This is a genomic window from Streptomyces sp. NPDC042102 (genome assembly GCF_055582305.1).
On the sequence record NZ_JBVJDL010000001.1, the window covers coordinates 746,799 to 759,213 of the forward strand.

12 protein-coding genes are annotated in these 12,415 nt (G+C 72.3%); 10 read left to right on the plus strand and 2 right to left on the minus strand.

Annotated elements, in window-relative coordinates; genetic code table 11:
• Positions 1-97 precede the first annotated feature (97 nt).
• Entirely contained in the window at positions 98-619 is a 522-nt protein-coding gene (locus ACZ6KO_RS03085; RefSeq protein ID WP_401454597.1) for an ATP-binding protein, read from the plus strand.
• Positions 620-702: 83 nt separating this feature from the next.
• Here ACZ6KO_RS03085 and idi read toward each other — a convergent pair whose 3' ends face one another.
• Positions 703-1,302 (minus strand): isopentenyl-diphosphate Delta-isomerase, encoded by a 600-nt coding sequence (gene idi / locus ACZ6KO_RS03090; protein ID WP_469299232.1) that lies wholly within the window; start codon positions 1,300-1,302, stop codon positions 703-705.
• A 126-nt stretch (positions 1,303-1,428) separates the two neighbouring features.
• A complete protein-coding gene (locus ACZ6KO_RS03095; protein WP_469299234.1) occupies positions 1,429-2,691 on the minus strand; it encodes a GNAT family N-acetyltransferase in 1,263 nt (420 codons plus the stop codon).
• Between the two features lie 415 nt (positions 2,692-3,106).
• On the opposite strand from ACZ6KO_RS03095, the gene ACZ6KO_RS03100 reads away from it, so the two are divergent.
• The 9 genes from ACZ6KO_RS03100 (at position 3,107) to hpnD (ending at position 12,335) form a co-directional block, all read left to right on the plus strand.
• Positions 3,107-4,888, plus strand: a complete 1,782-nt coding sequence (locus tag ACZ6KO_RS03100; RefSeq protein ID WP_469301498.1) for a DUF5941 domain-containing protein — start codon at positions 3,107-3,109, stop codon at positions 4,886-4,888.
• Positions 4,885-5,637, plus strand: a complete 753-nt coding sequence (locus ACZ6KO_RS03105; RefSeq protein WP_469299237.1) for a phosphocholine cytidylyltransferase family protein — start codon at positions 4,885-4,887, stop codon at positions 5,635-5,637. Before ACZ6KO_RS03100 ends, ACZ6KO_RS03105 begins: the two co-directional genes overlap by 4 nt.
• Positions 5,625-6,686, plus strand: coding sequence for an iron-containing alcohol dehydrogenase family protein (locus tag ACZ6KO_RS03110; protein WP_469299239.1), 1,062 nt, complete (start codon positions 5,625-5,627; stop codon positions 6,684-6,686). The genes ACZ6KO_RS03105 and ACZ6KO_RS03110 overlap by 13 nt, the downstream gene beginning before the upstream one ends.
• Entirely contained in the window at positions 6,664-7,443 is a 780-nt protein-coding gene (locus ACZ6KO_RS03115) for a CDP-alcohol phosphatidyltransferase family protein (protein ID WP_469299241.1), read from the plus strand. Before ACZ6KO_RS03110 ends, ACZ6KO_RS03115 begins: the two co-directional genes overlap by 23 nt.
• A gap of 50 nt (positions 7,444-7,493) precedes the next feature.
• On the plus strand, positions 7,494-8,348 hold the full coding sequence (locus ACZ6KO_RS03120; protein WP_469301500.1) for a glycosyltransferase family 2 protein: 855 nt from the start codon (positions 7,494-7,496) through the stop codon (positions 8,346-8,348).
• A gap of 96 nt (positions 8,349-8,444) precedes the next feature.
• Positions 8,445-9,374, plus strand: coding sequence for an ABC transporter permease (locus tag ACZ6KO_RS03125; RefSeq protein WP_469299245.1), 930 nt, complete (start codon positions 8,445-8,447; stop codon positions 9,372-9,374).
• Positions 9,367-10,146 carry an ABC transporter ATP-binding protein gene (locus ACZ6KO_RS03130; protein ID WP_469299247.1) on the plus strand — a complete coding sequence of 260 codons (780 nt, stop codon included), beginning with the start codon at positions 9,367-9,369 and terminating at the stop codon, positions 10,144-10,146. The genes ACZ6KO_RS03125 and ACZ6KO_RS03130 overlap by 8 nt, the downstream gene beginning before the upstream one ends.
• 327 nt (positions 10,147-10,473) lie before the next feature.
• Entirely contained in the window at positions 10,474-11,388 is a 915-nt protein-coding gene (gene hpnC / locus ACZ6KO_RS03135; RefSeq protein WP_469299251.1) for a squalene synthase HpnC, read from the plus strand.
• Positions 11,385-12,335: a presqualene diphosphate synthase HpnD gene (gene hpnD / locus ACZ6KO_RS03140; RefSeq protein ID WP_469299255.1), complete on the plus strand. Its 951-nt coding sequence runs from the start codon at positions 11,385-11,387 to the stop codon at positions 12,333-12,335. Before hpnC ends, hpnD begins: the two co-directional genes overlap by 4 nt.
• Positions 12,336-12,415: the final 80 nt, after the last annotated feature.

The following is a 12,415-nucleotide window of genomic DNA, read 5'->3' on the forward strand; positions in this document are numbered from 1 at the left end:
CCACCGGTCGGAACGCGTCCGATCAGAAAGCGTCCGATTGACGCTGACTTGTGGTCAGCGGTCCGGTCACGACCAGCCGGGTCCCCACTCTGGACGCGTGGAGACGATCGAGCGTGAAGACGGGGGCCGGAAGATGGACGGCAGCGGGAGCGTCCCGCCAGTTCAGGGGCATGGGCCGGGTATCCCGGCCGATCCCCTGACCTATGAGGGAGCATGGCGGTTCACCGCTCCCGCGACAGAAGAATCCGTTCCGCAGGCCCGCCGCGCGGTCCGCGACCTCCTGGGCCGCCAGGGCGTGGCGGCGGCGAACCGGGACCTGGTGTACTCACTGCTGCTGATCGTCTCCGAGCTGGTCACCAACTCGGTGCGGCACGCGGCCCTGCTCTCGCCGGAGGTCGCCGTGGAGGTCGCGATCGGCCGCCAGTGGGTCCGCGTGGCCGTCGAGGACAACCACCCCTACCGCCCCAAGGCACTGGAGGCCGACTTCGGCCAGACCGGCGGCCGGGGCCTGCTGCTGGTGCGCGAGATCACCCGCGAGGCCGGCGGGGTGTGCGACGTCGAGCACACCTCCACCGGCGGCAAGGTGATCTGGGCGGCCCTCCCGATCAGCGCGAACTGATCAACGTGAACCGATCAGCGCGAACCGATCAGCGTGAGCCGATCGGCGCGAGCCGAGGCCCCTGCTTACCGCCGGTGCGCCTCCTACCAGCCCGCGCCCTCGCCGGTCAGCTCGCGGATCGCGGGCCGGGCCGCGTCCAGCACGGTCATGAACCAGGCCGAGAAAGGTGCCTGCCCGTGCCGCTCCGCCAGTTCCCCGGCGGTCACGAACGCGGTCTCCCCGACCTCCTCCGGGTCCGGCCGCAGCGCACCCTGCGCCAGTCCCACGAAAAGGTGGTTGTACTCCTGCTCCACCAGCCCCGAATCGGGGTCCGGGTGGTTGTAGCTGACGGTCCCCGCCTCGGCGAGGAGCGACGGCGAGAGCCCCAGCTCCTCGTACGTGCGCCGGGCGGCGGCCGCGAACGGCGACTCCCCGGGGTACGGGTGCCCGCAGCAGGTGTTCGACCACACACCGGGGGAGTGGTACTTGCCGAGCGCCCGCCGCTGCAGCAGCAGCCGGCCCCGCTCGTCGAAGAGGAACACGGAGAACGCCCGGTGCAGCTGCCCGGGCGCCTGATGCGCGGCGAGCTTCTCCGCGGTGCCGATGGTGTTGCCGGACTCGTCGACCAGTTCGAGCATGATCGGTTCCTGAGTGCCGGTGCCGTGGGCCGCGCTGTTCGCGGCGGTGGCTGGTGTGGTCGGCATAACCATCCTTCGATTCGGACTCCGGCCTTCAGTCTGCCGTACAAAAGCGGCTTGTCCCCACTTCGGAGATCCGCGCATGTCCGCCCGCCGCCGCGTGGTAGACGCGGCGGCGGGCGGACGGCGCGATCAGACGCCGAACGGTGCCGGATAGCCGATGGTGCCGGCCGGCACGGGGGCGCGGTCGTCCAGGACCAGGGCCATCAGGGCCTCGTCCGGGACCTCGAAGGGCGCCCGGATCCCGAACCGTGACGCCGGCACGAATCCGAAGCGCGGGTAGTACTCCGGATGCCCGAGCACGAGGACGAGCGACTCCCCGCGCTCCCGGGCCGCCGCGAGCAGCGCCCGGACCACCGAGCTGCCCGCGCCGGAGCGCTGCCGGGCCGGATCGGCGGCCACCGGGGCCAGCGCGAGCGCCGGTACCCCGTCGACCGTGCACCGGGTGAGCAGCGCGTGCGCCGCCACCGACCCGTCCGGGCCCTCGGCGACATAGCTCAGCCCCGGCAGCCAGGCCGCGTCGGCGCGCAGCGCGTCGACGAGGTCCGCCTCCAGCGGGGTCCCGAAGGCCGCCAGATCGACGGCCCGTACGGCGGCCACGTCGGCGGCGGACTCCGGGCGGGCCGGCCAGGCGTCACCGTCCCCGGCGGTCACCGGACGCAGGACGTAGCCGGTGTACCCGTACTCGTGCCCGTGCGCGGCCCGTACGGCGATCTCCTCACGGGTCGCCGCCAGCACCTCGGCCATGCCGGGCGCGGCCGGGTCGGCGGCGCCGGCCCGCTCGCCGAGCGGGCCGTAGTAGGCGTCCCAGTCGGAGTCGGGCTGCCGGTACACGCCCAGCACCCGGTAGCCGGCGGCCTGGGCGGCCGCGATGTTGCGGGCGGTGGAGCGCAGCGGGTAGTGCCGGTCCCAGAAGGCCCGGGCGGCGGCGGACGGCTCGTCCGCCGTCCACTCGCACTCGGTGAGCACGAGCGTGCCGCCCGGTGCCAGCAGCCGCTTCCACCGCCGCAGCGCAGTGTCGAAGCCGATGGCGTAGGCGGAGCTCTCCGCCCAGACCAGGTCGAAGGAGCCGTCCTCGTGGGGGAGGTTCCCCATGTCGGCGCGGGCGGGGTGGACGCGGTCGGCGAGGCCGGCGGCCCCGGCGGCCGCGCGCAGCTCGTCGAGGAAGCCCTCGTGGAGGTCGACGGCGGTGACGTCCGCGCCCGCCGTGCCCGCCTCGGCCGCGAGCAGCAGGGCGCTGCGGCCCGGGCCGCAGCCGAGGTCCAGGACGCGCGGCCGCTCGGGCAGCGGGCCGCACAGGGAGAGCAGGTGACGGGTGGTGCCGTCGGAGCCGGGGCCCTGCCGGGGCAGGCCGCCGTGCAGGGTGAAGAAGGCGTGGGTGAGGTGGTCGGTCAACGTGAGCCCTTGAGAAAGGGGGCCCCGGCCGACAGGGGGTGATCAGCGGATGATCAGGCCCGGCCGGGTGCCCGGAGGATGGGGATGAGGCGGTCGTCCTCGCCGCGCGGGGCGGCGAACATCACGACGGTCATCGACCCACCTCCTTCGGTCTCGTTCCGGCTCGTTCCGGGTGACGCGGTTCACGCTCGCGGAACGCGCACGCGGCTCACGTGCGCGATCAACCGTAACACCGGTGCGGTTTGTCGAACATCGCTGCGATCACCGATGATGATCGCGGCCTGGCCGCAGGCTCCGGAATCGTCGGCTTATCGGGCCGTAAACGGGTGGTGAACCCCCGCTTCCATTCATCCGATAGCCTCTGCCGACGTGCCGCCCGCCCCCACGGGGCGCCCGTTCCAAGGAGTGAGTCCGTCTGCCGACCGTCATCCTCACCGGCCTGCCGGTTCCCGGATCACCGCTCGAAGGCGACCTGCGCTCCCTCGGCTTCGACGTCCGGTCCGTGCCCGAGCCCGCCGACGCCGCGGCCGCCCTGGCCGCCGTACCCGCCGACCAGCGCGTCGCCGTCGTCGACAGCGCCTTCGTCGGCCATGTGCACACCCTGCGCCTGGCCCTGACCGACCCGCGCTTCGAGGCCTGCGCCGTCACCGGCGCGCTCACCGTCCAGCCGGCCGCCCGCGGCGCCCTGGACAAGGCCGCCGCCGCCCCCGCCGGGCAGGCGTCCGGCCCGTACGCCGACCAGCTCGCCGCCACGCTGGAGGCCGCCGGCACCCCCGTGCGCCACCCCGAGCTCGGCACCCTGGTCGCGGCCGTCCCCGCCACCGAGGCGGAGCGCGCCGACGAGGCCGCCGCCGTCGCCGCCGTCGACGAGGAGGCCGTACGCCTGCGCACGGCCGTGAAGTCCCGCGACGGCTTCTTCACCACGTTCTTCATCAGCCCGTACTCGCGCTACATCGCCCGCTGGTGCGCGCGCCGCGGCCTGACCCCGAACCAGGTCACCACCGCCTCGCTGATCACCGCGCTGATCGCGGCCGGCTGCGCCGCCACCGGCGAGCGCTGGGGCTACGTCGCCGCCGGTGTGCTGCTGCTCGTCTCCTTCGTGCTTGACTGCACCGACGGGCAGCTCGCCCGCTACTCGCTGCAGTACTCCACGATGGGCGCCTGGCTCGACGCGACCTTCGACCGGGCCAAGGAGTACGCGTTCTACGCGGGCCTCGCGCTCGGCGCCGCCCGCAACGGCGACGACGTCTGGGCGCTCGCGCTCGGCGCCATGATCCTCATGACCTGCCGGCACGTCGTCGACTTCTCCTTCAACGAGGCCAATCACGACGCGACGGCGAACACGAGCCCCACCGCGGCCCTGTCCGACCGGCTCGACAGCGTCGGCTGGACCGTCTGGGTCCGCCGGATGATCATCCTCCCCATCGGTGAGCGCTGGGCGATGATCGCGGTGCTGACCGCCGTCACCACCCCCCGGACCGTCTTCTACGCGCTCCTGATCGGCTGCGCCTTCGGTGCGCTCTACACCACCGCGGGCCGGGTGCTGCGCTCCCTGACCCGCAAGGCGACCCGCACCGACCGGGCCGCCCAAGCGCTCGCCGACCTGGCCGACTCCGGCGTCCTCGCCTGGTCCCGGCCGCCGCGCCCCGCGCGCCGCGGGCAGGGCTACAGCTCGCTGCTGATGGCCGCCCTGGGCACCGTGCTGATGGTCGGCGCGGCGGTCACCCGCGACTACGGCACCCCCTGGCTGATCGCCACCGCCCTGACGTACGCCGTCTTCGCGGGCGCAGCCGTCGAGACCCCCCTCAAGGGCACCCTCGACTGGCTGATCCCGCCGCTCTTCCGCGCCGCCGAGTACGTCACCGTCCTCGTGCTGGCCGCCAAGGCGGACGTCCCCGGGGCCCTGCCCGCGGCATTCGGACTGGTCGCGGCGGTCGCCTACCATCACTACGACACGGTCTACCGCATCCGGGGCGGCTCGGGCGCGCCCCCGCGCTGGCTGGTGCGGGCGACCGGCGGCCACGAGGGCCGGGTCCTGCTGGCCGTGGTCCTCGCCGCAGCCCTTCCCCGGGACGCGTTCCCCGTCGCGCTCACGGCCATGGCCGTGTACGTGGCACTCGTGGTGCTCGTGGAGAGCATCCGCTTCTGGGTCTCCTCCGGAGCACCCGCCGTACATGACGAAGGAGAACCAGCATGATCGGCCTTGTACTCGCGGCCGGTGCCGGACGCCGCCTGCGTCCCTACACCGACACCCTGCCCAAGGCCCTCGTGCCCGTCGGCCCCGAAGGGGACGAGGAGAGCCTGACGGTTCTCGACCTGACCCTGGGCAACTTCGCCGAGGTCGGCCTCACCGAGGTCGCGATCGTCGTCGGCTACCGCAAGGAAGCCGTCTACGCGCGCCGGGAGGCCCTGGAGGCCAAGTACGGCGTCAAGATCACGCTGATCGACAACGACAAGGCCGAGGAGTGGAACAACGCCTACTCCCTGTGGTGCGCCCGTGAGGTCCTGAAGCAGGGTGTGATCCTCGCCAACGGCGACACCGTCCACCCGGTCTCCGTCGAGAAGACCCTGCTCGACGCCCGCGGCAACGGCCAGAAGATCATCCTCGCCCTCGACACGGTCAAGCACCTCGCCGACGAGGAGATGAAGGTCGTCGTCGACGGTGCCCAGGGCGTGCGGAAGATCACGAAGCTGATGGAGCCCTCCGACGCCTCCGGTGAGTACATCGGCGTCACCCTCATCGAGCCGGAGGCCGCCGAGGCCCTCGCCGAGGCGCTGAGGACCACCTTCGAGCGCGACCCCGACCTCTACTACGAGGACGGCTACCAGCAGCTCGTCGACGACGGCTTCGTGATCGACGTGGCCCCCATCGGCGACGTCAAGTGGGTCGAGATCGACAACCACGACGACCTCGCCAAGGGCCGGACGATCGCATGCCAGTACTGACCAGGCTCATCCCCTCCCCGGTCGTCGTCGACATCACCCGCGGCGCCATGGACGACCTGGCCGGCCTCCTGGCCGACCAGCGGATCTCGGCGTCCGGCAAGCTGGCGATCGCGATCAGCGGCGGCTCCGGCCAGACGCTGCGCGCGAAGCTGGAGCCCGTACTGCCGCACGCCGACTGGTACCCGGTCGTCGACGGCACCATCGACTCCGCGGTCAAGCTGGCCGACGACATAAAGGGACGGCGTTACGACGCCGTGGTGGGCCTGGGCGGCGGCAAGATCATCGACGTGGCGAAGTACGCCGCGGCGCGGGTCGGGCTGCCCATGGTGGCCGTCGCCACCAACCTCGCCCACGACGGCATCTGCTCGCCGGTGGCGACCCTCGACAACGACAACGGCCGCGGCTCCTACGGTGTCCCGACGCCGATCGCGATGGTCATCGACCTCGACGTGATCCGCGACGCACCCGTGCGGTTCGTCCGCTCCGGCATCGGCGACGCCGTGTCCAACATCTCGGCCATCGCCGACTGGGAGCTCTCCCACGAGATCACCGGCGAGACCGTCGACGGCCTGGCGGCCGCCATGGCCCGTACGGCCGGCGAGTCCGTGCTGCGCCACCCCGGCGGCTGCGGCGACGACGAGTTCCTCACGGTGCTCGCCGAGGCCCTCGTCCTCACCGGCATCGCCATGTCGATCAGCGGGGACACCCGCCCGGCCTCCGGCGCCTGCCACGAGATCAGCCACGCCTTCGACCTGCTCTACCCGGGCCGCTCCGCGCTCCACGGCGAGCAGGTCGGCATCGGCGCCGCCTTCGCCATGTACCTGCGGGGGGCCAAGGAGCAGTCCGGGCTCTTCGCCGAGGTGATGCGCCGCCACGGCCTGCCCGTGGTGCCCGAGGAGATCGGGTTCAGCGCGGACGAGTTCGTCGCGGCCGTCGAGTACGCCCCCCAGACCCGTCCGGGACGTTTCACCATCCTGGAGCACCTCAACCTGTCCGCAGCCGAGATCAGGGACGCTTACTCCGACTATGCCAAGACCATCCGTAGCTGAACTCCGGCCCGTCGTGCACCCGGCGGGCGTGAAGGACCGGGTCAGCGGGGAGCACTGGGGCGGGCGCCTCTACATGCGCGAGATCTCCCTGCGCGTCACCCGCCTCCTGGTCACCACGAAGGTCACGCCGAACCAGCTGACCTACGTGATGACCCTCGCCGGCGTCCTCGCCCTCCCGGCCCTGCTGGTGCCGGGCGTGTGGGGTGCCGTACTCGGCGTGGTCGCGGTCCAGCTGTACCTGCTGCTCGACTGCGTCGACGGCGAGGTCGCCCGCTGGAAGCAGCAGTACTCGCTCGCCGGGGTGTACCTGGACCGGGTCGGCGCCTACCTGTGCGACGCGGCGGTCCTGGTCGGCTTCGGCCTGCGCGCCTCGGACCTGTGGGGCGGCGGGCGCGTCGACTGGCTGTGGGCCTTCCTCGGCACCCTCGCGGCGCTCGGCGCGATCCTGATCAAGGCCGAGACCGACCTGGTCGGCGTGGCCCGGCACCAGGCCGGCAAGCCGGTGGTCAAGGACGCGGCGGCCGAGCCGCGCTCCGCCGGCATGGCGCTCGCCCGCCGGGCCGCCGCCGCGCTGAAGTTCCACCGGCTGGTCCTGGGCATCGAGGCGTCCCTGCTCATCCTGGCGCTGGCCGTGGCCGACCAGATCCGCGGCGACCTGTTCTTCTCCCGGCTCGGTGTCGCCGTACTGGCCGGCATCGCGCTGCTGCAGACGGTGCTGCACCTGGTGTCCATCCTCGCCTCCAGCAGGCTGAAGTGAGGGCGCCCGTGAGCGCGGCACCGCTGCGGCTCGGCGTGGTGATCATCACCATGGGCAACCGGCCCGACGAGCTCGCCGCCCTGCTGGACTCCGTCGCCCGGCAGGACGGCGACGCCGTCGAGGTGGTCGTCGTGGGCCAGGGCGTCGAGCTCACCGGCCTGCCCGAGGGCGTGCGCACCGTCGAGCTGCCGGAGAACCTCGGCATCCCGGGCGGACGCAACGTCGGCATCGAGGCCTTCGGCCGGGACGGCGGCGACGGCTACGACGTGGACGTACTGCTGTTCCTCGACGACGACGGGCTGCTGGAGCGCACCGACACCGCCGAGCTGTGCCGGCGGGCCTTCGCCGAGGACCCGGAGCTGGGGATCATCAGCTTCCGGATCGCCGACCCGGACACCGGCGCCACCCAGCGTCGGCACGTGCCGCGGCTGCGCGCCTCGGACCCCATGCGGTCCTCCCGGGTGACCACCTTCCTGGGCGGCGCGAACGCCGTCCGCACCGATGTGTTCGAGCAGGTCGGACCGCTGCCGGGAGAGTTCTTCTACGCGCACGAGGAGACCGATCTGGCCTGGCGCGCCCTCGACGCCGGGTGGCTGATCGACTACCGGGCGGACATGGTGCTGCTGCACCCGACGACGGCCCCCTCCCGGCACGCGGTCTACCACCGTATGGTGGCCCGTAACCGGGTCTGGCTGGCCCGCCGCAACCTGCCGGCCCCCCTGGTCCCCGCCTACCTGGGCGTCTGGCTGCTGCTGACGCTGCTGCGCAGGCCCTCGGTACCGGCGCTCAAGGCCTGGTTCGGCGGGTTCAGGGAAGGCTGGGCGACCCCTTGCGGTCCCCGGCGCCCCATGAAGTGGCGGACCGTGTGGCGGCTGACCCGGCTGGGTCGCCCGCCGGTGATCTGACCAGCTCGCATCTGGGACCATGGGCGTCGGTCCCGACGCCCGTCCCCCTGGACGCGAGACCCCTCCTGCCGCATTTGAAGACGAAAGTTTGCACTTGTGAGTGACACAACCCACGACGGCGCCCTCGCCATGAGCAAGCCGCCGTCCGCCGACGAGGGTCTGACCCCCGCGGAGCTCGCCAAGAAGTACGGACTGTCGGTCAGCGGCGCCCGGCCGAGCCTCCCCGAGTACGTGCGGCAGCTCTGGGGCCGGCGCCACTTCATCCTGGCCTTCTCGCGGGCCAAGCTGGTGGCGCAGTACAGCCAGGCCAAGCTCGGCCAGATCTGGCAGGTGGCGACCCCCCTGCTGAACGCGGTCGTCTACTGGCTGATCTTCGGCCTCATCCTGGGCGCGGGCAAGGAGATGCCCCCCGGCGTCTACGTCCCGTTCCTGATGATGGGCATCTTCGTCTTCACCTTCACCCAGAGCTCGCTGATGGCGGGCGTCCGGGCGATCTCGGGCAACCTGGGCCTGGTGCGGGCGCTGCACTTCCCGCGCGCCTCGCTGCCGATCTCGTTCTCGCTCCAGCAGCTCCAGCAGCTGCTGTACTCGATGATCGTCGTCTTCGTCATCGCCGTCAGCTTCGGCAACTACCCGCGGCTGTCCTGGCTGCTGGTGATCCCGACGCTGGCGCTGCAGTTCGTCTTCAACGTCGGCCTCGCCATGATCTTCGCGCGGCTGGGGTCCAAGACCCCGGACCTCGCCCAGCTGATGCCGTTCATCATGCGTACGTGGATGTACGCGTCCGGGGTCATGTTCCCGATCGCGGCGTACCTCAAGGACCAGCCGGCCTGGATCAGCGACGTGCTGCTGTGGAACCCGGTGGCGATCTACATGGACCTCGTCCGGTTCGCGCTGATCGACGACTACTCCAGCAGCAACCTGCCGCCCCACGTGTGGGCCTTCGCGGTGGGCTGGGCCGTGCTGATCGGCCTCGGCGGCTTCGTGTACTTCTGGAAGGCTGAGGAGCGTTACGGCCGTGGCTGACAACTCCCAGGGGCGCGTCCCCACCGTCATCGCGGACGACGTGCACATCGTCTACCGCGTCAACGCCGGTCGCGGCGGCAAGGGCAGCGCGACCGCCGCGCTGAGCAAGATAGTCCGCCGCAAGGGCGATGCGCCGGGCGTGCGCAAGGTCCACGCGGTGCGCGGGGTCTCCTTCACCGCGTACCGGGGCGAGGCCATCGGCCTCATCGGCTCCAACGGCTCCGGCAAGTCCACCCTGCTGCGCGCCATCGCCGGCCTGCTGCCCTGCGAGTCCGGCCGGGTCTACACCGACGGCCAGCCCTCGCTGCTGGGCGTCAACGCGGCGCTGATGAACGATCTGACCGGCGAGCGCAACGTCATGCTCGGCGGCCTCGCGATGGGCATGTCCCGCGAGCAGATCAAGGAGCGCTACCAGGACATCGTCGACTTCTCCGGCATCAACGAGAAGGGCGACTTCATCTCCCTGCCCATGCGCACGTACTCCTCCGGCATGGCGGCGCGGCTGCGTTTCTCCATCGCGGCCGCGAAGGACCACGACGTGCTCATGATCGACGAGGCGCTGGCCACCGGTGACCGCGCGTTCCAGATCCGCTCCGAGGAGCGGATCCGCGAACTGCGCCAGCAGGCGGGCACGGTCTTCCTCGTCAGTCACAGCAACAGCTCGATCCGTGACACGTGCGACCGGGTCCTGTGGCTGGAGAAGGGCGAACTCCTGATGGACGGACCCACCGAGGAAGTCGTCTCCGCCTACGAGAAGGAGACCGGACGCTAGTTCGGCCCCCGACGAGGTCCGACCGGACCGGCCAGGCCCCCGCCGCGCGCACCGCGGCGGGGGCCTGGTGCGTGGGGTACGGCGGGGCCTGGTGCGTGGGGTACACGACATCCGGGCCCGGTCGGGCACCCGAGCGGCCCCTCCGACGTTGTACGACGTAAGCTGGAGCGGTCCTGAATCGCGGCAACTGGGGACGAAAACTCCGGCGGCGTGTCCGAAATAGGATGTATTGGGTCGGCAGTGTAGAACGGGAGATGTGACGGCAATGGCTACGGGAACACTCCCGCCCCCAGGCGGACCGGCCGTCCCCGCCCCGGGCGGCGGGCGGTGACCCGCGGGCCCGGCACCCGGCCCGGCGCCGTCGCGCACGCCACCCTCGACAAGGCCACCGCGGAGAACTTCCCCGTGGCCCCCGCCTTCCTGCCCCGCGCCTGGCGCCAGGGACTCATGGCCGTCTACGGGTACGCCCGCCTCGTCGACGACATCGGTGACGGCGACCTCGCCCCCGGCGGAGCCGACGCCGCCCACCTCGGCATCGGCCCCGACCGCGCCGACGACCGCCTCGCGCTGCTCGACGCCCTCGAGGCCGACCTGCTGCGCGTCTTCGACGGCGCCCCGCACCACCCGCTGCTGCGCTCCCTGCAACCCGTGGTCCGCGCGCACCGCCTGACCCCCGAGCCCTTCCTCGCCCTCATCGAGGCCAACCGCCAGGACCAGTACGTCACGCGCTACGAGACGTACGAGGAACTGCGCGCCTACTGCGAGCTGTCCGCGAACCCCGTCGGCCGGCTGGTGCTCTCCCTCACCGGGACCAGCACCCCCGAGCGGATCCGCCGCTCGGACGAGATCTGCACCGCCCTGCAGATCGTCGAGCACGTCCAGGACGTCGCCGAGGACCTGCGCGACCGGGACCGGATCTACCTTCCGGCCGAGGACCTGCGCCGCTTCCATGTCACCGAGGCCGACCTGGCGGCCCCCTCCGCCGGAGCCTCCGTCCGCGCCCTGATCGCCTTCGAGGCGGAACGTGCCCGCACCCTGCTGGACACGGGCACCCCGCTGGTGGGCAGCGTGCACGGCAGGCTGCGCCTGCTCCTCGCGGGCTTCGTCGGAGGGGGGCGCGCCGCCCTGCGCGCGGTCGCCGACGCGCAATTCGACGTACTTCCCGGTCCGCCCGGGCCCACCAAGACCGGCCTGCTCCGCGAAGTGGCCGCCGTCCTGCGCCCAGCGCCGAGAAAGGGGTGAGCCCGACCGTGGAGGGCCCCACGCACGCGTCCGCACCGGTACTCGCCGCCTACAGCTACTGCGAGGCCGTCACCGGCTCCCAGGCACGCAACTTCGCCTACGGCATCCGGCTGCTGCCCACCGACAAGCGGCAGGCCATGTCGGCGCTCTACGCCTTCTCCCGGCGCGTCGACGACATCGGCGACGGCGCGCTCCCGCCCGACGCCAAGCTCACCCGGCTGGAGGAGACCCGCGCCCTGCTCGGCCGGATCCGCGAGGGCCGGGTCGAGGAGGACGACACCGACCCCGTCGCCGTCGCGCTCGCACACGCCGCCGACCGGTTCCCGATCCCGCTCGGAGGACTCGACGAGCTGATCGACGGCGTCCTGATGGACGTCCGCGGCGCCACCTACGAGACCTGGGACGACCTCAGGGCCTACTGCCGCTGCGTGGCCGGGGCCATCGGGCGGCTCTCGCTGGGCGTGTTCGGGACCACCACCGGCGCACGTGATGCGGCACGCGCCCCCGAGTACGCCGACACGCTGGGCCTCGCCCTGCAGTTGACCAACATCCTGCGCGACGTCCGCGAGGACGCCGGCAACGGACGGGTGTACCTGCCCGCCGAGGACCTCGCCAAGTTCGGCTGCGCCGACGGCTTCCACACCGACCGGGCCCCCGCCGGGTCGGACTTCGCCGGGCTCGTCCACCACGAAGTCCGGCGCGCCCGCGCCCTGTTCGTCGAGGGCTACCGGCTGCTGCCCATGCTCGACCGGCGCAGCGGAGCCTGCGTCGCCGCCATGGCCGGCATCTACCGGCGCCTGCTGGACCGCATCGAGCGCGAGCCGGAGGCCGTACTGCGCGGCCGCGTCTCCCTGCCCGTGCGGGAGAAGGCGTACGTCGCGGTGCGCGGACTGTCCGGCCTGGACGCGCGGACCATCTCCCGGCAGAACACCAGGCGGCGGGTCTGATGGGTCAATACCGCACGACCGGGACGAACCGGCAGTACCGTGACGCAACCCGGCCCGGCTCCGCCGCGTCCGCCGGGACG